The organism is Hymenobacter sp. BT559, from assembly GCF_016427535.1.
Taxonomy (GTDB): domain Bacteria; phylum Bacteroidota; class Bacteroidia; order Cytophagales; family Hymenobacteraceae; genus Hymenobacter.
The window spans coordinates 992,753-1,013,929 of record NZ_JAELXV010000001.1 but is presented as its reverse complement, the minus strand read 5'-3'; the positions used below and the strand labels follow the sequence as shown (position 1 = coordinate 1,013,929).

The following is a 21,177-nucleotide window of genomic DNA, read 5'->3' as shown; positions in this document are numbered from 1 at the left end:
CTCTAAAGAAGGCTTGCCTTACTTAGATCTATTCAACAGCACCTAGGTACTGCTGGATAGAGCTAAGTAAGGCAAGCCTTTTTCTCACTAATTAAATAGAGGGTCTAATACGCCACGTCGGCCCCGGCCACGCGGTAGTTGGGGTCTTCCAAGATATTGACCTCAACCAGCGCGCCGGCCTTACCGAGCAGCACGCGGCAATCGGGACTGAGGTGGCGCAGGCGCAGGGTTTTGCCGGCACGCTGGTAGCGCTCGGTGAGCTTGTGCAGGGCGTCGAGGGCCGACATATCGGCCACGCGGCTGTCATGGAAGTCGATAATAACTTCGGCGGGGTCATGGGCCACGTCAAACTTTTCGGTGAACGCCTGCACCGAGCCGAAGAACAGCGGGCCGTAGAGCTCGTAGTGCTTCACACCGCTGGCATCGAGGTAGTGGCGGGCCCGAATGCGCTTGGCATTTTCCCAGGCAAAGGCCAGGGCCGACACTACCACCCCTAGGAGCACTGCCAGGGCCAGGTTTTGCGAAATGGCCGTGACGAGCGTCACGAGCAGCATCACCACTACATCGGTGCGGGGCATGCGGCGCAGGATGCGCAGACTGGCCCACTCGAAGGTGGCAATCACCACCATAAACATCACGCCCACGAGCGCCGCCAGCGGCAGCCGCTCAATAAGACTAGAGCCAGCCACCACAAACAGGGCCAGCGCGCCGGCCGCCACCACGCCCGACAACCGCCCGCGCCCACGCGACTCTAGGTTGACCATTGTTTGGCCTATCATGGCGCAGCCGCCCATGCCGCCAGTGAAGCCCGAAGCCACGTTGGCTAGGCCCTGGGCTACGCAATCTTGGTTGCTGCGGCCGCGGCTTTCGGTTACTTCATCTACCACCGTTAGGGTCAACAGGCTTTCGGTGAGGCCCACCATCGCCATAATGACCGAATAGGGCAATACTACCCCTAGGGTATGCCAACTGAGCGGCACTTGTGGCAGGTGCAGCGTGGGCAGCCCACCGGCAATGGAGGCAATATCGCCCACCGACTTAGTTTGCAGTCCGCCCAGGATAACCAGCGCCGACACCACCACAATGGCTACCAGCGAGCCCGGCACGGCTTTGGTCACCTTAGGCGTGAAGTACACCAGCGCCATCGTGAGGGCCACCAGCCCTACCATCAGTAGCAGCGGCGTACCTGCCAGCCAGTGCTCGGCCCCGGCCGCATCGCGCACCTTAAACTGCTCGAGCTGCGCCATGAAGATGATAGCCGCCAGCCCGTTGACGAAGCCATACACCACCGGCTGCGGCACCAGCCGGATAAACTTGCCCCAGCGCAGCAGCCCAATGGCAATCTGGATGAGCCCCATGAGCGCCACGGCCACGAAAAGGTACTCGACGCCCTGCTGCACCACCAAACTCACGATGACCACGGCCACCGAGCCCGCCGCGCCCGATATCATGCCCGGCCGACCACCTAGCACACTCGTGACTAAGCAAATAACAAATGCCGACCCGATGCCCACCAGCGGGCTAATATGCGCCAGCAACGCGAAGGCTACTACCTCGGGCACCAAGGCCAGCGCCGTAGTGAGGCCGGCCAATATTTCGTTTTTAACGTTGAACTTGTACTGAGAAAAATAAGAACTTACAACCGACATAAAAAGCTGAATCAAAGGCAAAAGAAAAGCCGCACGCTTCCGGCAGGAAGCGGCGGCAGGGGTAGCTTTGGCCAGTACTCAGGGTGGAGTAAGCTTGAAACGTAACGGAATGGTGAGGAGCATACGCACCCGCAAAGGTACGCCCTAGGTAGACGAACTCCCTGGTAGCTGGGCGGTAGAAGTTTCCTAAGCATCAATCTTGCCACTTAGCGCGAGCCAAACTGTCCGGCACGGTTTTTTCGTTGAAGGGGCTGTTTGCTTCTTTTTGCTTGGCTTATGCGCTTTGTATTGTTAGTTGTTGCGGCGTGGTTTCTTAGTGAGCAAGGCGCTTGGGCCCAGCGCCTTACTGATAAGTGGTACTTTGGCCGGCAGGCGGGGCTTGACTTTAGCAGCGGCGCCCCCACCCCGCTGCTAGATGGTGCCATGACCACCTACGAGGGCTGCGCCACGGCCACCACCAAGCGCGGCGAGCTGCTTTTTTATACCGATGGCCAAACTGTGTGGAACCGCCAGCACCAGCCTATGCCCAATGGCCGGCGCCTCATGGGCTCGGGTAGCAGCACGCAGTCGGCCCTCATCGTGCCCGACCCCGGCTCGGGCAATATCTTCTACGTCTTCACGGTAGCGCCGCAGGGCGCGCCCAACGGCCTGCGCTACTCGGTGGTAGATATGACCCGCGACAATGGCCTCGGCGATGTACCTAGAGCCAATTTGCTACTGCTCACCCCGGTGGCTGAGAAGCTGGCCGCCGTGCGCCACCCCAACGGCCGCGACGTGTGGGTGGTGGCCCACCGCTGGAACTCCAGCGCCTTCATCGCCTACCTCGTAACGGCCGATGGCGTGGCCGCCAAGCCCATAATGAGCAACGTGGGCGCCATGAACGCCGGCCCCGGCCGCAACGCCATTGGGGCGCTCAAGTTCTCGCCAGATGGCACCAAGCTGGCTGCCGCCATCTGGCGCGAGAGCAACAAGTTTGAGGTCTATGACTTCGACCGAGCCACCGGCAAGGTAAGCAATGCGCGCAGCTTTGGCCCCTACCCTGAGGCCTACGGCGTCGAGTTTTCGCCCGATGGCAGCAAGCTCTACGGCACTTGCAACGGCAACAGCAACCCCAAGACGCCCACCGCCAGTCCCGAAACCCAGGTGTGGCAGTTCGACCTCAAATCCAAGGCCGCCGTGCAGGTCGGCCGCTCATCCAATCACAAAATCGGGGCCCTGCAGCGCGGGCCCGACGGCAAGATTTACGTAGCCCGCGAAGACAACTCATTCCTAGGGGTCATTGGCAGCCCTAATGCGGCGGGCACGGCCTGCGGCTACGTTGATGATGGCCTTAAGCTGGGCGGGCGGCGCAGCAAGCTTGGGCTACCGGGCTTTGTGGTAGAGCCCTAGGCCCACTAGCGCGGGTCTTTGCGTCTGCAAGCGGCCTACATGCACTCCTCCTAGATTCAGCAGGATAAACGCCCGCTGTGCGGTAACTTTGAACAAATCTTATCGCATGAAAAAACATTTCTTTGGCATGCTGCACCGCTTTGGAGTGGTGCTCTGCCTGGCCCTGGCGGGCGGCACGGCCCTCACAGGCTGCAGTAAGGATGAAGGTCCAAGCAGCGCCGATTATTCGGCCGCCGACGAAACGCTCATCAAAAACTACCTCACCACCAATAACATTACCACGGCGCAGCGGCAGTCGTCGGGCCTTTACTTTGTGCCCGTGACCACGAACGCCAACGCCCCCATGGCGGCGGCGGGCCAGGTCGTGTCGATGCTGTACACGGGCCGCCTGCTAGATGGCACTGTTTTCAGTGCTTCCTCGCAGCAAAACAACTATCCTCTCAATTTTATCTTCGGTGTTGACCGCCTGATATCTGGTGTTGAGCAAGGTATCTCCTTGATGCATAAGGGCGACAAGGCCGTGCTGCTCATTCCGTCGGGCTTGGCATATGGCAACAGCGGCACCTCCAGCGTGCCGGCCAATGCCGTGCTGCGCTTCGAGGTAGAAGTAACCGACCTCAACCCCGACTTCAAGGTACCAGACGACTATATTATCACCAAGTACTTGGCTGATAACAAGATTACGAATGCCCAGAAGCAGTCTTCGGGCCTGTACTACATACCAGGCACTACCAACCCCAACGGTGCGCAGGCCTCGGCGGGCAAAACAGCCTCCGTGCTGTACACGGGCCGCTTCGTTACGGGCTCGGGCGCCATCTTCGATGCCTCTTCGCAGCACGGCAACACGCCGTTTGACTTTGTGGTAGGCAAAGGGCAGGTTATTCCGGGCTGGGATGAAGGCATTGCCCTCATGCGCAAAGGCGAGAAAGGCCAGCTACTCGTGCCATCGGCCCTGGCCTACGGCACCCGCGGCTCAGGCAGTGCCATTCCGCCCAATACAGTACTCCGCTTCGAAGTGGAAGTCACGGATGTGAAGTAACTATCAGGAGGCGGCACGGCCGCCACGCACCCAGAGCGGGGGCGGTTGCCACAGCGGCAGCCGCCCCCGCTTTGCTTTCGGGCCGGGCGTTTATGGTCTGCTGGCGCTATTTTGCGGCCGTGCCTGCTCCTACTCTCACTGCTGCCGACTACGCCCGGGGCCTTGCCGCCGGGCAGCGCGGCGTGCTGGCCCGCGCCATTACCCTGGTCGAAAGCACTTTGCCCGCCCACCAAGCCTTGGCCCAGCAGGTGCTGCAAGCGGTGCTGCCGCGCACCGGCGGGGCATTGCGCCTAGGTATCACGGGCGTGCCGGGCGTGGGCAAAAGCACTTTTATTGAGGCCCTAGGGCTGTATCTGGTTGAGAAGCTGGGTAAGAAGCTAGCGGTGCTGGCCGTAGACCCCAGCTCGCCGCGGGGCGGCGGCAGTATCTTGGGCGATAAGACCCGCATGCCGCAGCTTACGGCGCACCCTAGGGCATTTATTCGGCCATCGCCGGCCAGCGGCAGCCTAGGTGGCGTGGCCCGTGCCACCCGCGAGGCCCTGCTCTTGTGCGAGGCAGCCGGCTACGATGTCATTTTCGTAGAAACCGTGGGCGTGGGCCAGAGCGAATTGGCCGTACACGGCATGGTCGATTTCTTCTTGCTGCTGATGCTGGCCGGCGCCGGCGACGAGCTCCAAGGCGTGAAGCGCGGCATCATGGAAATGGCCGACGCCCTGCTCATTACCAAAGCTGACCACGGCAACGAGGCCGCCGCCCGCCGCGCCGCCCGCGACTACGAGGGCGCGCTGCACCTGTTTCCGCCCGCCGCTAGTGGCTGGGCCGTGCCCGTGCGCACCTGCTCGGCCCTCAGCGGCGCTGGCCTACCCGAGGCCTGGGAAGTAATTGAGCAATACGCGGCCCACACCCAGGCCAGCGGCTATTGGCAGCACCGCCGCGCCCAGCAGCAATTGCAGTGGCTCGAAGAGGCCGTGCGCCAGGCGCTTGAAAATCAGTTCTACAGCCGGGCCGGCGTGCAAAGCGCCCTGCCCGACGTGCGCCAAGCCGTGGCTGCGGGCCAGCTAACGCCGTGGGCCGCGGCCGAGCGCCTGCTGGCGGAATAGCTGTACCTATTAAAAGGCTTCACCCACCGCGAAGTAGATGCCTTGGCTGCCGCCCGAACCCACGCCGTAATCGAGGCGCACGTTGAGGCGGTCGCGGCGGTTGAGGCGGAAGCGAGCCCCGATGCCGCCCGCCACGCGGGTGCCGCCCAGCGAGAAGTCGGTGAGCTGGTTGCCCACCTGCCCCACAGCTCCGAACGCGGCGCCGTCGATGCGCCAGAATAGCTTGCGGCGCAGCTCGGCCTGAAACGTCATCATCTGCCGGTCGCGGTAGCGCGCCTCGTAGATGCCCCGCATCAGGGTCGAGTAGTTGTAGATGGAGCCGCCTAGGTCGGCCCCGAAGGCACTCAGCTCCCGAAACGGCACGTGGCCCCCAGTATGAAACTGCCCGAGGTATTGTAGGGCCAGGATGGTGTTGGTATTGCCAAACACCGGCTGAAAGTGCCGGGCGTCAATCTGATAGCGATTGAAATTGAAGTCGCTGCCTGCGTACTTACCCGCAAACAGGCCGTGCACGTGCAGGTACTGGCCGCGGTACGTGGCCAGCACGTTGTCGCGCCCGTCGTAGAGCAGCACCGGGCCAAACCCTGAGGTAGTGCCACCCATCGCTTCGCGCGCCGTGAGGATGCCCTGGCTCAGGTCCGATTGAAACTTATTGACCCGGCCATTTTCGCTTGGCTCGCCGTAGCTCAGGGTGGGCAGGGTGGTGAGGCGGTACTGCAAACCACCAAACCAATTGGGCGCCAGCCGGTGCAACACCCGCTGGTTGAAGATAATGAGGCTGTAGTCTACCTCCGATTCGTCGGCCTTGCGGGTGTCGTTGCCGATGCCGTAGTAGAAGTAATTGACCTTATAGTAAGCCAGCTCACCCAGCAAGTACCACTTCTCGCCCGGCGTGAAGATGTTGTGCGTGAGTTGCACCGACGCCTGGCCCTTCTGGCTTATCCAGCCCGAGAGTCGGGCGTTGGATTTGCGGGTGAGCGTGTCGGTGCCGAAGCGCCACACCGGCAGCGAGGCCAACGTCACGGCAAACCCCGTTTCCTGCTGAATGAAGGCGGCCGGAATGGGAAAGAAATTAGGCTTGTCACTGGCCGAGAACTTACTGGCAAATCGGGCCAAGCCGGTGGGCCGGGCGGGAGCCGTGGCGTTGGTCGAATCAGCCACCGGGGGCGCTATTTGTGCCTCGCTTAAGCCAGCCTGGGCACCTAGGGCCAAGGCCAGCGACCATTTTATATACCGCATGAAAACGTTTGGAGAAGCAACACTAAAACTACCGGCGGCTATGCTACTGCCAGTTCGTGTTCTTCATTATTTCTTCATTGACTGCAAAAGGCAAACTATGTTTTAAGCGTTGCCCTGGACTAAGGCGGCGTGAAGGCTTATAGGTGGCCTCAGAAGTAAGCTTTTGCCTTAGCTAACTGCAGGTTATACTTTCGAAAAAACAATACCACCGACTATTTAGCAGTAGCCCGGTACTCGGGCTGCTCTTGCGGGGCAGCAGCTACCTAGGGCGCCTAGCAGCAGTAGCTAACGAGAGCAGCCGCTCAAGGCAACCAAGCACTGCTGAAGCACGGCCAAACACCTTCTGCTTTCAGCGAAGCGGCGGGAGACCCCATTAGCTCAACCTTTCCGAAGCTAGCCGTATAGCTACGAGGCCAGCGAACGAGCGCGGCTTTTCCCAATTTATACCCTGGCCGAGCCGGGAAGCTGCATGCTAGACGTACTTGTAAAAAATGCGCGCCTCGACGACCACACGGGCAGCGTAGACATTGGCATTGTGGGCGATACCATTCATTCGCTACAAGCCAACCTCACCGACCCGGCCCGCACGACGGTGGACGCTAACCACCAGTTTGTGTGCGCGGGCTTTTACGAAACCCATATTCACCTCGATAAGTCCTGCATCTTAGACCGCTGCTCGGTAGAAAAGGGCGGCAAGGAGGAGGCTGCCGAAGAATCGAAAAAGGCCAAGCAAGACTTTACGGAGGACGACGTGGTTGCGCGGGCCAGCCGGGTGGTCGAAATGGCCATCAAGAAAGGCACGATGGGGCTGCGCACCTTTGTCGAAACCGACCCTAGGGCCGGCCTGCGCTCGCTGGCGGCCCTGCGGTGCGTGCGCGCCACCTACGCCCACGCCCTCGACATCGAGTTGTGCGCCTTTGCTCAAGAGGGCCTAACCCAGGAAATGGCCACCTATGACCTGCTGCGCCAAGCCTTGCAGCAGGGCGCCGACTTGGTAGGCGGCTGCCCTTACACCGACCCAGACCCCAACCGCCACGTGGAACTCATCTTCGACCTAGCCGAGGAGTTCGACGTCAACGTGGATTTTCACCTCGATTTTGACTTAGACCCCTCCCAGTCGGGCATCCCCAAGATTGCCGAAGAAACCCGGCGCCGCGGGTACCAGGGGCGCGTGTCGGTGGGCCACGTCAACAAGCTAAGCGCTATGCCCCAAGCCCAGCGCGCTGCGCTGGCGCAGCTACTATTGGAGGCCGATATTGCCCTGACGGTGCTGCCGGCCACCGACCTGCTGCTGATGGGCCACGGGCAAGACCACCTCGTGCCACGCGGCATGGTGAATGCTAATGAATTGCGGGCCCTAGGCCTGCACACTACCATTGCCAGCAACAACATTCTCAACGCCTTCACGCCCTACGGCGACGCCTCGCTGGTGCGCATGGCCAATCTCTACGCCAACGTGGCCCAGCTAGCCACCGACGAGGCCATTCGGGCGGCCTACGAGATGGTGACCACCGAGGCGGCCCGGCTGCTGGGCCAGCAAGCTCGCCTGCGGGTGGGCGGCCCGGCCACCTTCGTGCTGCTAGAGGCCGCCAGTGCCGTTGATGTTATCCGCACCGTGGCGCAGCCGCTGCTGGGCTACAAAAATGGGCGCCCCACGTTTACCAATTCGCCCGCCATCCTCCATTCGCCCGCCTAGGTCGCCCCATGTCCCAGCCCCTTACCCCTACCGATTTGCCGCACCTGCGGCGCTGCCTGGCGCTCGCCGCCGAAGCCCTGCAAGCGGGCGACGAGCCCTTCGGCTCCATCCTGGTTGACGCGCAAGGCCAGGTACTGGCCGAGGCCCGCAACCAGGTCAACGCCCTCAACGCCCTGGCCCACCCCGAGCTGGCCCTGGCGCAGTGGGCAGCCATGCACCTAGCCCCTGCTGCCCGCGCGACCACTACTATGTACACCAGCGGCGAGCACTGCCCCATGTGCGCCGCCGCCCACGGTTGGGTGGGCCTAGGAAAGATTGTATACCTCAGCTCGGCTGCGCAGCTAACCCAGTGGCTGCAAGAGTTGGGCGCGCCACCCTCGCCGGTGCAGATGCTGCCCATCCAAACCATCGTGAGCGGGGTTGAGGTGGCGGGGCCAGCTGAGGGTGAGCTGTTGCAGGCCATCAAGGATATGCAGGTGGCTTACCACACTGCCTCGCCTGGCACTTAGTAACTCTTCTTCGTAGAAAAGGCGCCTGGGAACCAGGCAGTACCACCTGGCTCCCCTGCGCCTTTCTAATGCCCTAGGTCGACAATAGCTGGCTTTAGCTAATGAAGCGCAGCAGCCGGTCCCACCGAATTTTGTGCAGCAAGTCCGCGTGGGGGTCGATGGAAAGCCACACCAGCACGGCTTTGCCCATAATGTGGTCTTCGGGCACGAAACCCCAAAACCGGGAATCTTCCGAGTTGTGCCGGTTGTCGCCCATCATAAAATAGTAGTTCTGCTTGATGGTGTACTGCGTGAGCGGCTGACCGTTTTGCTGTATCATCCCCTCTTTCCAAGTAATGCCGGCGTTGTGCTCGTACTGCGCCACTATTTTGTAGTACACAGCCGCATTGGCCGGGGTGAGCTTGATAAGTTGACCTTTCTTAGGCACAGGCAGGGGGCCATACTCATCGAGCTGCCAGCCACGCGGCGCGGCACTGGTGGCGGCCGAAACATGAAAATCGGCCGCATCCGGAAACAGCGTATTAGCCGGTACCTGCCCGCCCGCCACGCTGAGCGCCTGCACGTAGGGCTGGCGCCGAAAAAAGGCGGCCACGTCGGCGGGGCAGCTAATGTAGTAGCCCGTTTTACCTGTTTCGGGGTTGGTCACGGCCGCGGGCACGCCATCAGGCTGGGTGTAGTCGACCACCTGATGGTCGTGCAAGGCCTGGCGCACCTCGTCGTTAAGGTGGGCCACAGCCATGAAATACGTGGTTTGTGGCTGCCCACCGATGCTACCAGACCTGCCATTGAGGAATACCTGCCCCTGGCGAATGGACAAGGTGTCGCCGGCCACCGCCACGCAACGCTTGATGAGAAACGTGCGCAAGTCGGCAGGGCGCTGCTGCTCGTGCGGCACGTGGAACACTACCACATCATTGCGCTGCACCGAGCTAAAGCCCGGAAACCGATAGGTGGGCAGCTGACTCAGGTCGGAATAGCTCGGCAGGTCCAGCACCGGTAGGGTCTGATGCGTGAGCGGCACTTGCAGCGGCGTTTGAGGCGTGATGGGCCCGTAGTGCAACTTACTGACAAGCAAGTAGTCGCCTACTAGCAAGGTGTGCTCCATACTCTCGGAGGGAATAACGTAGGCCTCGACCGCCGACCAGCGAATGAGCGTAGCCACGACTACCGCAAAGAGCAGTGAATTGGCCCACTCCCTGGTTTGGGATTTGGGCTTGGCGGGCAGCTTATCAGCCAGCGGGCGGTTGAACCTGGAAAAGAGCATGGAAACAAGAAAAAGGTGGAGCTATCTATTGGCTACGCTAAAACCAACTTAGCAACGCTTCCTATACTACTTTATTACTATACACGAGCAGCAATTCATTTAAGCGCTATGGCAACTACTCCATAGCGTACAGCTACTTACCCGCCAGCTCGCCTAGGTATACTTCCAGCATGGAGTAGCCGCCCGGCCCCGTTTTGGCGCGGTCCGCGGCGTTTTTAGGGTTGAGTTGGTGCTGCGTTTCCCAGGCGTCGGGCATGCCGTCGTGGTCTGTATCAGCGGGGGCAGGCGCGGCTTTCAGCACGGGCCAGGCTTTTTGCGAAATAGCGTAGGGCGTGCCGTGGGGGTAGCCGCCCTGCACGTCAATAATCTTCCCGGTGCGCAGGCGCACCTCACGCACCAGGCGCTGGTCGAGGGTATCGCGGGCGGGGCGGGTGGCGCCGGCGCCGGCCAGCACCAGCGAATAGGCGGCCTGGGCCGACTGCGTGGCCACGGGCCCTAGGTCAAAGGGCGCGGCGGCCTGAGCCAGCACCGTGTCGGCGCGGGTGCCTTCGTGCATGTCCACGCCGCGCCAGTTGTGGCGGGTTATTTCGGCGCTGGTTTCCTGGTAGTTGCCGGCGAGGTAAAACTTGCCGTAGGGCAAGGGGTTGGCGCCCTTGTCGAGCTTGTAGGGGTTTAGCAGGCGCTGGCGCACGGCGGGCTTGGTGCTGGGGCCGGGCTTGTAGTAGTTGTTGACAATGTTGTAGTTGCCGCCCTCGCCAGCGTACACGTTGTTTTCGCCCCAGTCGTAGATGACGTTGTTGCGAAAGTCGCAATTCTCGAAGCCTGCCGCGTGGGTGTAGCGGCTTCCATTGAAGCGCGGGGTGCGGCTGTTGCAGTGCACAAACAGGTTGTGGTGCATACTGGCGTGCTGGCCGCCCCAAATGCCACCGTAGCCATGGCGCTCGAAGTCGGTATCGCCCTTCTCGAAGTGGTACGAGTAGTTGAGCGGCGGCCCAATGAGGTTCCACTGCAAGGTGGTACTGTCGCCCTCGTACACCGAAAAGCACTCGTCGGTGCTCCAACTCATCGAGCAGTGGTCGATGACGAGCCGGTTGTTGCGCTGGCCACCTAGGGCATCGTCGCCGCCCGCGCCATCTACCATACCCTTGTTCTGGTTTTTATCGCCCATACGAAAGCGCAGGAAGCGGATAATCACATTATCAGCCTTCACCTGCACTAGGTAATCAGCCAGGCAAATGCCGCCGCCAGGGGCCGTTTGGCCCACGATGGTGGTATTGACCCTATTGATGGTGAGCGGCGAGAGCAGGTGAATAGTGCCCGCCACCCGAAACACGATGGTGCGGGCCGGGGCCTTGGCGGCGGGTAGCTGCACGGCGTAGCGTAGGCTGCCGGGAAGATTATCATCGCGTAGGTTAGTAACCTCCAGCACCGTAGTGGGCACGGCGGCGGTACCGCGCCCGCCAGTGGTGTAGCGCCCAGCGCCCTCAGCGCCTGGGAAAGCGAGCAGCCGAGCAGCGGGCGCCGAGGGCGCCGGGCGCATGGCCCAGCCCGCCAGCAGGGCCGCCACAACTAGCGCAGGGCGCAGCCCTAGGTCAATAAACATCAGCAAAAGTGTAGGGTGGGAAAAGGAAGCCGCCCGTTGGGTGGCTCGCAAAGATGCCCGCCCAACTAGGCTAGCTGCGCTCCGTGGTGCCTTTTCTTTTGCGCAATCGTTGTCGGCAACGTTGCCAGGCGGGCGCGTGGCAGCGGCCCGCGCCGCCGTATCTTGGCCTTGATTTAGTTTTTGTTTGTTTTTACCGAGCTGCCAGCTATGCTGTCTTCCCTTATTTCGCTGCGCGCCATGCGCCGGGCCGCCCTAGGCGGTGTTTTTTGTATCACGGCCCTGGGGGCGCAGGCCCAGCTAGCGCCGGCGCAACGCTGGCAGCACCTCGACCAGCAGGCCGACGGCGTACCGGGCATCAGCGCCGACCGGGCCTACCGCGAGCTGCTGGCTGGCCGCACGCCTACGCCCGTGCTGGTGGCCGTTATCGACTCAGGCATCGACTCGGTGCACACCGATTTGAAACCCATTTTGTGGCGTAATAACCGCGAAATAGCCGGCAACGGCAAGGATGATGATAAGAACGGCTATGCCGACGACGTGCGCGGCTGGAGCTACCTAGGCGGCAAAGACGGCCGCAACGTGGACGTGGAGAACCTGGAGTCAACCCGCATCTACGCCCAGGGCCGCGCCCGCTACGAGGGTAAAAAGCGCGACGACTTCTCTAAGAAAGAGCAGCGCAGCTTCGACCTCTACGAAACCGCCAAGACGGCCCACCTACAGGCCCGCGCCGAGTCTGAATCTATCGTGCAGCGCCTTGAAGGCCTGTTGGCCCTCATCGGCCCGGCCGCCGATGCCCTGCGCCAGCGCTCTGGCAGTGCCACCCTCGACTCGGCATCCCTGCACCAGGCTGCCCAGGCCCAGCCCACCGTGCCGGGCGCGCCCCAGCTCTACGCGCTAGTGCACCGCCAGCAGGCCCCCGGGGCCGAGCCCGTGCTGGCCCGCGTGCGCGCCGCCCTGGCGACCACCAAAAGCAAGCTCGAAACCCAGCTCAACCCCGACTTTAACGGCCGCACCGTGGTGGGCGACGACCCCACCAACCTGAAGCAGCGCGACTACGGCAACGCCGATAGCCAGGGCCCCGACGCGGGCCACGGCACGCACTGCGCGGGCATTATTGGGGCCGTGCGCGGCAACAACCAAGGCATAGAGGGCGTGGCCGATGCCGTGCGCATCATGAGCGTGCGAGCCGTGCCCGACGGCGACGAGCGCGACAAAGACATTGCCAACGCCATCCGCTACGCCGTGGACAACGGGGCACAAATTATCAGCATGAGCTTTGGCAAAGACTTCTCGCCGCACAAGGTGGCTGTGGACGAGGCCATGCGCTACGCCGACAAAAAAGGCGTGCTGCTGGTGCACGCCGCCGGCAACGACAGCCGCGACCTCGACGCGACGCCTAACAACTTCCCGTCGAACACCTACCTCGACGGTAAGACCATTCCGAACCTCATCACGGTGGGTGCGAGCAGCCGCTTCAACACCCCCGACCTCGCGGCTGGCTTCTCAAACTATGGCCCGCAGCACGTGGATGTGTTTGCGCCCGGCGTAGCTATTTACTCTACAGTGCCGGGCGGTGGCTACGACCTCAAGAGTGGCACCAGCATGGCCTGCCCCGTGGTGGCTGGCATGGCGGCCGTGCTCAAGGCCTACTACCCCACCCTCACCGCCGCACAACTCAAGCAGTGCATCCTGCAGTCGGCCGTGGTAAACCACACGCAAGTGCGCAAGCCCGGCACTAAGACGATGGTTGACTTCGCCACGCTGTCGCGCACCGGCGGCATCGCCAATTTGTACGGCGCGGTGCAGCAGGCGCAACAGGTAGCCGGCAAGTAAGGCGGCATTATTAAGTAAGAGGACGGGGGTAGGAAGCTGGGAAAGCGGGAGTTAAATAATAACTCTCGTTTTCCCAGCTTCCTACCCCGTCCTTTTTTTAGCAACTCCCTCCTAGGCCCCTACCCTTTTGAGCGAAGCGGCCGCCTCCGCAGGTTGAGGTAGTCGAGATAATACAAGACTTTGATGGACACGTTGTTGTTGTGCGGTGTATTGGCGGTGTTGGCTAGGTTGTCGAAATACAGCGGGGTGGCCTCGCTGCCAAGCAGGTACGACGAGGTGGCGTCCTTCCAAACCAAGCTCACCTGCGAGCCGGGCGCAAACCACCACACCAAAGCCGCGTCCACGTTGAAGGCGCTGAAGCTCGTGTCGTGGTTGCGGGCGTAGGTGGGCAGCATTTCCTCGGCCCTGTCGGGGCGCAGGCGCGCAAACTCGTGGTAGCGCACCGCGCTCACGTAGTGCCGCACGCGGGTGGTGAGCGAGAGCCGGTTGGTGAAGGTATAGTTGGCGTTCAAGGTATTGGTGAACGTGGACACGTTGCGGCGACCTAAGAGCACGTCGGTACCGAAGGTGGCCAGCAGTGGCTGGTCGAGGGGGTTGTTAGCATCGAGCCCGTCGTTGACGTAGCCAATCTGATTCAGCTTGAAGTCGTAGTCGAAGGTGTAGCGGAAGTTGAGTTGGTCATTGACCCGGTAGCGCGGGCTCAGGCTCAGGCCGTAGCTGATGCGCCGGGGGCGCTCGAAGCGCTCATCTAGGGCGTAGTACCGCATGCCAGCGTTCACGTCGTAAGCCATCTTTTTACGATAATCAGACGACACAAAGCCCCCTAGGTTGAAGTTGGCGGGCACTCGCACGTAGTACAGGCCCAGCGGGAAGGTGCGCGGCTCGTAGTAGTCGTGCTTGGGCAAGTCTAGGTTAAAGTCGCCGCCGATGGTGAGGAAGTTCTTGGTGAACGTGGTATTGGCGCTGCCGTACAGGCCGGCGTCCTGGTAGAGGCTAGGCTTGAACAAGAACGACTGATAGGCCCCTAGGCTGGTGTAGAGGTTGTTGACCTTGCCAAACTGCTCGTACTTGTTGTAGTTGACGGTGGCCGACTGCGAGATGTTGTTGTTGCCGAACAGGATGCCTAGGTCGTTGGGGTTGTAGCTATCCGACTCGATGCCGTGGTCCACGTTCCAGGTCCAGTTGCCCGATATTTTGCCGTAGTTGAGGTAGTATTTGTAGCCGTTCTGGTCGTCGATGGGCTTGTCCGAATTCAACACCGTGCCCCGGCGCCGTGAGTAGTTGACCTGGCCCTTGAGGGCGTACTGGTTGCGCTTGTCGGCAAACTTAAAGAGGCCGGCCGTCACGTTGGCATCGTAGGTGCTACCAAAGCGCGTGACGTTGGTGTTGATGAGCGAAACGTAGCTGTTGTGCGGTAGGCTCTGGTCGAGCACCACGATGTTGTAGTTGGTCAGCGGCTGGGTCAAAACGTTGCGCCGCTGCTCACCGGTCGAGTCTTGCACCACGGCATAAGAGGCAGCCGACACAGCATTGAACACGCCCACGCCCAGCCCCTTGCGGGTGCGGCCTGATACCTTGGTGGCATTGAGCAGGCGCGTGATGCCGGGGTTTTGGAACACGGCTTCACCCTTGCCTAGGTTGCCTTCTACGTCGTTGAAGCCCAGCGGCTGCGCCCCTACCCGGCGCGAGTAAAAGAGCCCACCTTTGTTGAACAGCTCGGTGCCTTCGGTGAAGAACGGGCGGTTTTCCTGGTACTGCACCTCGAAGGGCGACAGGTTGAGCACTTGGTTGTCGCTGATGGTCTGGCCAAAGTCTGGGATGAGGATGGCGTCGAGGGTAAAACTCTCATTAATACCCCATTTGATGTCGGCGCCAGCATTAAAGCTGGTGCTCATGTTGCGCTTGCCCTGCTCGTTGTAGGGGTAGTGGTTAACGTAGCTGCTGACGTAGGGCGTGAGCGAGAGGCGCAGCGGCGGGTGCAGGTTTTCGAGGCCCGTGAGCTCGCCCCACTGGTTTACAAAGCCGTCTACCTCGGGCTTCACCTCATTCCAGAAAAACTGCTGGTTGTCTTTTTTGCGCTGCCGAAAAAATTGCACGCCCCAGGTTTGCACCGGCGCCTGGGCAAAGCGAATGGCCGAGTACGGAATGCGCATTTCCACGGCCCAACCCTTGCCGTCGGGTAGCGGGGCCACGCGGCTGTCCCACACGGCGTTCCAGGCGTCGTCTTCGCCATTGGCCGGCGAGATGCGCTGGTCGACCTGTACTCCCGTACTCAGCACGAAGAACGAGTAGCCGTTGAGGTGGTCGCGGTAGGGGTCTACGTAGAAGGCGAAAAAATCCGTATTGCCGATGTTATCACGCTGGGTCAGCTCGCGCCGAATACTATCGGAGCTGGTTTCCAGCATCTTGGCACCCACGTACAGCGCCACGTCGTCGTAGAGCACACGCACCTCGGTGGGCAGGCGCTCGCGGGGCCCCGGGTGCGGCCGAAACTGTGTAAACTGGCTCGTGGTGGGAGCAGTGGCCCAAACCGCCTCATCGAGCACGCCATCGAGCTTGATGGGGGCGGCCGTGCGCTGGGCGGCCAGCTGGCGGCGCGCCACGGCGGGCGCCGCCTTAGGCACCGGGGCCACTTGCGCGGCCGCCGAGCCTGCTAGGCTCAGGCACAGTAAGCACAACAGCCAGCGCAATAGCACCCGCTGGGCAAACAACAAAAACATGGTGGGTGGGTGAAGTAACGGGTATAGCCGGGCGATAGACACGCCTTACCCTAGGTTCGTTGTCCGGCACCGAAAATTTTTCTATTCCCGCTTATTTGGCATCTAAGCGCAAGCGTAACCGCTTCCCTCTCCAATAACACTGGCGCGAGTTTAGCGCAGTGTAACTCGCGCCAGAAAAGGCGCTACTTCTGCTTGCGGAAAAACACGTCGCCGCTCACCGAGTGCAGCGTAACGAGGGGGCCGCCATTGCCTAGGTTGCCGTGTAGCTCGTAGCCCACGTAGGTACGCTCTTTGAGGTTGCTGAAGGTCACGGCCGGGTCGGCGTACACCTCGCCCGAAATGGTTTTCAGGTTGAGGTCGGCGCCCTGGGTGGCGGGCCAGCTCACGTCCACGTCGCCGCTGATGCTGGTGGCATCAACGGGACTGTGTCCTAGGTTGCTGAGCTTCACGTCGCCGCTCACGGTGCGCAGCGTTAGCGGACCAGTGAGGTCAGTCGAGCGCACGTCGCCGCTGATGGTTTTGGCCGTCACAGCACCGTTAAGGCCGCTCAGGTCGAGGTCGCCGCTAATGGTGTTGAGGCGCAGGGCCGTGCCAGCGGGCACCGTTACTTCGTAGTCAATTTTGGTGCAGTAGCTGTAGTCATCGCCCCGGTGGCGGTTGATGGTAGGGCGCAGGCCGCCCGTTTTTTCCGAGCGCTTGTAGCCCACGTTGAGGCCGTGCGAGCCGTTGTTGCGGCTGCCGCCGTCGCAGTCGCCCGTGAATTTGGTTTGACGCAGCTTCTCCTCGTCTAGCTTCTCTACCACGCTTAGCTCGCCGCCCGCGGTTTGCAGCGCCAGGCTGTACAGGTCGTTTTGCTGGTTGTCATTAATGACCACGCTGGCCCGCACGCTGAAGCCGGCGCCCGCCCGCACCTTGATGTTGTGGGCATATTTTAAATCGAGGTACACGCCTTGGCCTGAGGCCAGCGTGGCGGTTTGCGTCACCAGGCGTTGGGCCAGGGCCGGGCACGAGCCCGCGAGCAACAGGCCAGCAGCGAATAGAAAACGGTTCATGGGAAAAGAAAGCAGAGAGGTGAGAAGAAAATTCGGATTTGAGCGGGCCTAATCAAGCGCTAGGGACGCATATTTCAGTCGTTCGGCCAGCGCGCCTAGGTTCGCTTTTAAGAAGTGCGCTAGCGGGAAGCACTGAGCTTTTGCAGGTGCTGCGCGGCATTCACATTCTTGGGGTTCAGGCTTAGCGAGCGGCGGTAGTTGTCGATGGCGGGCTGCTGGGCACCTAGGGCTTCGTAGGTTTCGGCCAGGCTATCATAGGCATTCCAGCCTTTAGGAAAGAGGCCGACGTTGAGCTTAAATACTTCTAGGGCATGTTGCGGCTGGCCCTGCCGCAGCAGTTGGTAGCCCCACACATTCACGTAGCCTTCGGTTAGGTGCAGCTCGGGGTGTTGCTTTTTAACGGCCGCCACCGTCGCCAGGGCATTCTTGAAATCGGTCTTTCGCAGCGCCTGGCCCAAGGCTTGCAGCGCGGGCGGCACGCCGTACAGCGCCTTTCTTATTTGCTCGGCCATGGCCTGAAGGCTGCCCTGTGTGTTCTCATCCGACTCATTGCTGAGTAGCACGACGCCAAACTGCTGGGCCGGGTAAAACTCGCAGTAGCTAGCACAGCCAAAGGTGCCGCCCGAATGCTGAAGCTTACGCTGGCCATCCACTGTCTTTTCTAGGTTCCAGTTGAAGGCTATGGCTTGGTCTTCGATGCTGCCCCAGGTGGGCCGGTGTGCCAGCACCACGGCGGGGTCTTTTTCGGCTAGTTGGTAGCGCAGGTACTTCACCATGTCGGCGGCGCTGTAGCGCAGCCCACCGGCCGCGACTACCGTGGGCAAGTCGAGGCGGGGCATGGGGTGGCCCTTTTCATTGTAGCCTATTGGCAGCGGCGCTGTACTGGCCAAGCCACTTAGCTGCAGCGGCTTGTTGATGTAACGCGCCACCAACTCGGCGTAGGGCGCCCGGTACACGCCTTCCAAAATGTAGGCCAGCAGCTGCGTAGCCACGTTGGAGTGGCGTGGCAGCAGGCCCGGCAGCGTATCGAGCCGGGCTTGGTGCAGGCCATCGTAAAAATTCTGCTTAGTGTAGCCGCGCAATGATTTCACGATACCAGCCACCGCCGAATCAGGGTCGGCTGAGCGCGGCGCCGTAGGTTCCGGCAGATTGTCGGGCAGCCGCGAAGTCGTATTGGCCAAATGCACCAGCTTTATCGGCTGGCCCCCAAAAGCCAGGTTGGGGTAGGCGCCAGGCAGGTACTTCCGAATGTCATCTTGGAGGTTTACCCGTTTTTCCAGCACTGCGTGGGCCAGTAGCAAGCTGGTGAAGGTCTTAGTGATTGACCCGATTTCATACACCGTTTGCGCTGTGGGCAACTGGCGCATGCCTTTTTCGATGCTGCCAAAATTGTAGAAATGCGTCTGGCCGTTTTCGATGATGCCAACGGACAGCCCCACCCGCGTGGGCTGCTGCAAAAACACCTTGCCCAGCCGCTGCATCACGGTATCTAGTCGCGCCTTGGTAGCGGCCTGTGGCACGGCGCGCACCTGGCCCACGGCCCGGCCCAACGGTGCAGCAATCAAGCAGCTAAGAAGGAGTAGTCGGGTGGCGTTCATAGCAGCAAGATTTTATGATACAGCAATTACTTCGTCTTTCTTACGAAAATATCGCCACTTATCGTCTTGAGTGAGAAGGTAGTACCGCCGCCATTGGCGCGGCCATCCACCGTTTGGCCGCCCACATGCTTGAGGCCGCTGCCGCCCCCTAGGTTCAGGTCGAAGTCGGTGTAGATTTCGCCCGAAATCGAGCGCATCGAGAGGCTGAGGCGCGAGGGCGCGGGCAGGGTCACGTCCACGTCGCCGCTCACCGACGACACGGCACTGGGCTGGGTGGGCACCACATTGAACTTGATTTGGATGTCGCCGCTGATGGTGTTGGCCACTACCGGGCCGCTCACGTTCAGCAGTCGCAGGTCGCCCGATTTCAGGTTTACCTCGATGCGGCCCGAGATGTCGCGCATCGTCAGGTCGTCCGAGCCGCCCCAGCTGTCGGCAAAGGCTACGTCGGTGTGGTGGGGCAGGCGCACGGTGTAGTGCCCATCGCTGCGCGAGGTACGCGCCACCCGGATGGTATTGTCGCCGGTGGGCGTCACGGTCAGCCCTAGGCGGGTGTTGTCGGCTGCACCGCCGCTGTACACTGGGCGCAGGCCCTGGGTTAGCGCTTGCTTCATAGCCGGCGACTCTTCAAAATTACCGGAACCCTTGATAATCAATTCGTCGCCGTCGTAGCCCTCTACCGTCACGTCGCTGCCGCGCATGTCGAGCACCACTTTGCGGTTGGTGGGGCTATTAAATTTCTGTCGAAACTCCTGGGCGCGCAGCTGCGCCGGCAAGGCTAGCACGAGGGCCAGCAAGGTTAAATACCACGTATTTTTCATGATAGAGCGAATAAGCAAAAGCGAAAAGGCAGCTTGCAGCGCGGAGTGGCACTCCGCGCCCCACCTAGCTACCACTAAGGCGGTGGGGATATAGAAACGGAGTGCCACTCCGCTTGTATAGGCTGGGGTTAAATCAATTGACCTAGGCCGCTCTCGGCCTGCTGGCGCACAGCGGGCAGCACTTCGGGCTGCTGGGCCAGTTGCTGCAGCTCGGGCACGGCGCGCTTTTCGCGTAGCGTCACCAGGGCTTCTATGAGGGTAATCTGCACGTTAGGGTCGGTTTGCAGAGGCAAGGCCTCTATCAGCGCCGGGCCCACGCGAGGGTCGTTGCGCAGCCGCACCAAGGCCTCGCAGGCGGCCAGGCGCACATTGGGATTGGGGTCGGTGTCGAGGGTATGAATGAGCGTGAGCACGGCCGGGTCATTAGGCTCGCTCACCAAGGCCGGGGCCTGGCTCACCAGCTGCAAGCGCTGGCTGGCCGAAGCGGGCTGCTGCCGGGCGGCGGCCAGCCGCGTCGAGAGCGTGGGCTGCTGGGGCTGCTCGATAGCCGAGGCCACCGTAGTGGCCGGCTGGCCGCCGCGCAGCAGCAAGCCCAACACTGCACCTATGGCTACCAGGGCCACACTGGCCGCGATGCGGAGCCAGTTTTGGCTCGTGCTCGGTGCCTGGTGCTTAGTGCTTGGCTGCTGAGCATTGTTTAGTACCAATTGCTCATTGCTCATTAACTCCCGGCCGCCGCGCTGGGCGCTCAGGGAGCTGGGCGAAGCTGTGGCCAGCTTCGCCTTTTCGGCCTCTAGCATAGCCAGAAAGTTATCGCGCAGCTCTAGGGGGGGTACTTCGGCTGGTAGGGCGTCGAGGTCAGCAAAAAGCAGGCGCAGCTCGGCCAGCTCGGCTTGGCAGGCGGGGCAGCTTGGCAAGTGCGCGGCTAGGTGCGCCGCCTCGGGCGGCAGCGGCTGGCCATCGGCCAGCTCGGGCAGCCAGGGCCGCAGCTCGGCACAAGCCGAGTTAGGGTGAGCAGGATGAATAACGGAGGACATTTTGGTAATTATTAGTTGTTACGTATTACTTGCTAATTCTATTGGCTTATAGCTGATTATCGACAACTAGAATTCAACTCAGGTAGATTTTGCGGAGCGCATCGAGGGCCCGGTGGGCTTTGACGCGGGCGGCGCCGGCGGTGCAGCCGAGCTGCTCGCCGATTTCGGCATAGTCGAAGCCCTGGAAGCGGTGTAGCACCAGCACTTCGCGCTGGGCAGCGGGCAGCAGGGCCATGGCTTCTTGCAGGGCCTGCTGCTGGTCGTGGTAGGCACGCTGGGCCTGGGCAGCGCGGCCGTGGGCGGCGGTTTTTTCTACTTCTTCCAGGTCGGCGCTGGGGCGCTGACGCTGGTAGTGGTCGGCCCACACGTGGCGGGCTAGCTGGTAGACCCAGGCCCGGAAAGGCTGGCCCGGCTGGTAGCTGGCGCGATAGCGCAGCACCCGCATAAATACGTTCTGGGTCAAGTCTTGGGCCACCTCCCGGTCGCCGTTTGCGAGCCGGGCCAAGAAGCCAAACAGCGGCCCCTGATAGCGCTCAAACAGCCCGGTGAGGCAGTCGAGCTCGTCGGCCCGCACCCGCTCCATGAGGGCTTCATCGCTGAATTGGATAGCGGCGGCGGCAGACATACG

General features: G+C 61.6%; 16 protein-coding genes. 6 read left to right on the top strand and 10 right to left on the bottom strand.

The window, feature by feature from the left end:
• Positions 1–104: 104 nt before the first annotated feature.
• On the bottom strand, positions 105–1,649 hold the full coding sequence (locus JAO77_RS04185; protein WP_198989038.1) for a SulP family inorganic anion transporter: 1,545 nt from the start codon (positions 1,647–1,649) through the stop codon (positions 105–107).
• A gap of 276 nt (positions 1,650–1,925) precedes the next feature.
• On the opposite strand from JAO77_RS04185, the gene JAO77_RS04180 reads away from it, so the two are divergent.
• The 3 genes from JAO77_RS04180 to meaB all read left to right on the top strand — a co-directional run bounded on the left by JAO77_RS04180 (position 1,926) and on the right by meaB (position 5,177).
• Positions 1,926–3,038: a YncE family protein gene (locus JAO77_RS04180; RefSeq protein WP_198989037.1), complete on the top strand. Its 1,113-nt coding sequence runs from the start codon at positions 1,926–1,928 to the stop codon at positions 3,036–3,038.
• A 106-nt stretch (positions 3,039–3,144) separates the two neighbouring features.
• Positions 3,145–4,077, top strand: coding sequence for an FKBP-type peptidyl-prolyl cis-trans isomerase (locus tag JAO77_RS04175; RefSeq protein WP_198989036.1), 933 nt, complete (start codon positions 3,145–3,147; stop codon positions 4,075–4,077).
• Positions 4,078–4,169: 92 nt separating this feature from the next.
• Positions 4,170–5,177, top strand: a complete 1,008-nt coding sequence (gene meaB / locus JAO77_RS04170) for a methylmalonyl Co-A mutase-associated GTPase MeaB (RefSeq protein WP_198989035.1) — start codon at positions 4,170–4,172, stop codon at positions 5,175–5,177.
• A 9-nt stretch (positions 5,178–5,186) separates the two neighbouring features.
• Here the strand turns inward: meaB and JAO77_RS04165 are convergent, their stop codons facing one another.
• Positions 5,187–6,416, bottom strand: coding sequence for a BamA/TamA family outer membrane protein (locus JAO77_RS04165; RefSeq protein WP_198989034.1), 1,230 nt, complete (start codon positions 6,414–6,416; stop codon positions 5,187–5,189).
• Between the two features lie 469 nt (positions 6,417–6,885).
• On the opposite strand from JAO77_RS04165, the gene JAO77_RS04160 reads away from it, so the two are divergent.
• The gene (locus JAO77_RS04160) at positions 6,886–8,112 is read left to right on the top strand and encodes an amidohydrolase family protein (protein ID WP_198989033.1); all 1,227 of its coding nucleotides are present in this window, start codon (positions 6,886–6,888) and stop codon (positions 8,110–8,112) included.
• 8 nt (positions 8,113–8,120) lie between these two features.
• Positions 8,121–8,621 (top strand): nucleoside deaminase, encoded by a 501-nt coding sequence (locus JAO77_RS04155; RefSeq protein WP_198989032.1) that lies wholly within the window; start codon positions 8,121–8,123, stop codon positions 8,619–8,621.
• Positions 8,622–8,715: 94 nt separating this feature from the next.
• Here JAO77_RS04155 and lepB read toward each other — a convergent pair whose 3' ends face one another.
• Both lepB and JAO77_RS04145 read right to left on the bottom strand, forming a co-directional pair.
• Complete coding sequence (lepB, locus tag JAO77_RS04150) at positions 8,716–9,885, bottom strand: signal peptidase I (RefSeq protein WP_198989031.1); 1,170 nt, start codon at positions 9,883–9,885, stop codon at positions 8,716–8,718.
• A 133-nt stretch (positions 9,886–10,018) separates the two neighbouring features.
• A complete protein-coding gene (locus JAO77_RS04145) occupies positions 10,019–11,488 on the bottom strand; it encodes a pectate lyase family protein (RefSeq protein WP_235998203.1) in 1,470 nt (489 codons plus the stop codon).
• 207 nt (positions 11,489–11,695) lie between these two features.
• Here JAO77_RS04145 and JAO77_RS04140 point away from each other — a divergent pair, with 207 nt between their 5' ends.
• The gene (locus tag JAO77_RS04140; protein ID WP_235998202.1) at positions 11,696–13,321 is read left to right on the top strand and encodes a S8 family peptidase; all 1,626 of its coding nucleotides are present in this window, start codon (positions 11,696–11,698) and stop codon (positions 13,319–13,321) included.
• A gap of 119 nt (positions 13,322–13,440) precedes the next feature.
• Here the strand turns inward: JAO77_RS04140 and JAO77_RS04135 are convergent, their stop codons facing one another.
• The 6 genes from JAO77_RS04135 to JAO77_RS04110 all read right to left on the bottom strand — a co-directional run bounded on the left by JAO77_RS04135 (position 13,441) and on the right by JAO77_RS04110 (position 21,174).
• On the bottom strand, positions 13,441–16,041 hold the full coding sequence (locus JAO77_RS04135) for a DUF5916 domain-containing protein (protein WP_198989030.1): 2,601 nt from the start codon (positions 16,039–16,041) through the stop codon (positions 13,441–13,443).
• Between the two features lie 182 nt (positions 16,042–16,223).
• On the bottom strand, positions 16,224–17,093 hold the full coding sequence (locus tag JAO77_RS04130) for a DUF4097 family beta strand repeat-containing protein (RefSeq protein ID WP_198989029.1): 870 nt from the start codon (positions 17,091–17,093) through the stop codon (positions 16,224–16,226).
• A gap of 119 nt (positions 17,094–17,212) precedes the next feature.
• Positions 17,213–18,658, bottom strand: coding sequence for a serine hydrolase domain-containing protein (locus JAO77_RS04125; RefSeq protein ID WP_235998201.1), 1,446 nt, complete (start codon positions 18,656–18,658; stop codon positions 17,213–17,215).
• 59 nt (positions 18,659–18,717) lie between these two features.
• Positions 18,718–19,512 carry a DUF4097 family beta strand repeat-containing protein gene (locus JAO77_RS04120; protein ID WP_198989027.1) on the bottom strand — a complete coding sequence of 265 codons (795 nt, stop codon included), beginning with the start codon at positions 19,510–19,512 and terminating at the stop codon, positions 18,718–18,720.
• A 128-nt stretch (positions 19,513–19,640) separates the two neighbouring features.
• Positions 19,641–20,549 carry a HEAT repeat domain-containing protein gene (locus JAO77_RS04115; RefSeq protein WP_198989026.1) on the bottom strand — a complete coding sequence of 303 codons (909 nt, stop codon included), beginning with the start codon at positions 20,547–20,549 and terminating at the stop codon, positions 19,641–19,643.
• A 73-nt stretch (positions 20,550–20,622) separates the two neighbouring features.
• Positions 20,623–21,174: an RNA polymerase sigma factor gene (locus tag JAO77_RS04110; protein ID WP_198989025.1), complete on the bottom strand. Its 552-nt coding sequence runs from the start codon at positions 21,172–21,174 to the stop codon at positions 20,623–20,625.
• Positions 21,175–21,177 lie beyond the last annotated feature (3 nt).

Bases quoted from the DNA above. Each gene is read 5' to 3' on its own strand.
- JAO77_RS04185 (WP_198989038.1), bottom strand. From the start codon at position 1,649: ATGTCGGTTGTAAGTTCTTATTTTTCTCAGTACAAGTTCAACGTTAAA.
- JAO77_RS04180 (WP_198989037.1), top strand. From the start codon at position 1,926: ATGCGCTTTGTATTGTTAGTTGTTGCGGCGTGGTTTCTTAGTGAGCAA.
- JAO77_RS04175 (WP_198989036.1), top strand. From the start codon at position 3,145: ATGAAAAAACATTTCTTTGGCATGCTGCACCGCTTTGGAGTGGTGCTC.
- meaB (WP_198989035.1), top strand. From the start codon at position 4,170: ATGGTCTGCTGGCGCTATTTTGCGGCCGTGCCTGCTCCTACTCTCACT.
- JAO77_RS04165 (WP_198989034.1), bottom strand. From the start codon at position 6,416: ATGCGGTATATAAAATGGTCGCTGGCCTTGGCCCTAGGTGCCCAGGCT.
- JAO77_RS04160 (WP_198989033.1), top strand. From the start codon at position 6,886: ATGCTAGACGTACTTGTAAAAAATGCGCGCCTCGACGACCACACGGGC.
- JAO77_RS04155 (WP_198989032.1), top strand. From the start codon at position 8,121: ATGTCCCAGCCCCTTACCCCTACCGATTTGCCGCACCTGCGGCGCTGC.
- lepB (WP_198989031.1), bottom strand. From the start codon at position 9,885: ATGCTCTTTTCCAGGTTCAACCGCCCGCTGGCTGATAAGCTGCCCGCC.
- JAO77_RS04145 (WP_235998203.1), bottom strand. From the start codon at position 11,488: ATGTTTATTGACCTAGGGCTGCGCCCTGCGCTAGTTGTGGCGGCCCTG.
- JAO77_RS04140 (WP_235998202.1), top strand. From the start codon at position 11,696: ATGCTGTCTTCCCTTATTTCGCTGCGCGCCATGCGCCGGGCCGCCCTA.
- JAO77_RS04135 (WP_198989030.1), bottom strand. From the start codon at position 16,041: ATGTTTTTGTTGTTTGCCCAGCGGGTGCTATTGCGCTGGCTGTTGTGC.
- JAO77_RS04130 (WP_198989029.1), bottom strand. From the start codon at position 17,093: ATGAACCGTTTTCTATTCGCTGCTGGCCTGTTGCTCGCGGGCTCGTGC.
- JAO77_RS04120 (WP_198989027.1), bottom strand. From the start codon at position 19,512: ATGAAAAATACGTGGTATTTAACCTTGCTGGCCCTCGTGCTAGCCTTG.
- JAO77_RS04115 (WP_198989026.1), bottom strand. From the start codon at position 20,549: ATGTCCTCCGTTATTCATCCTGCTCACCCTAACTCGGCTTGTGCCGAG.
- JAO77_RS04110 (WP_198989025.1), bottom strand. From the start codon at position 21,174: ATGTCTGCCGCCGCCGCTATCCAATTCAGCGATGAAGCCCTCATGGAG.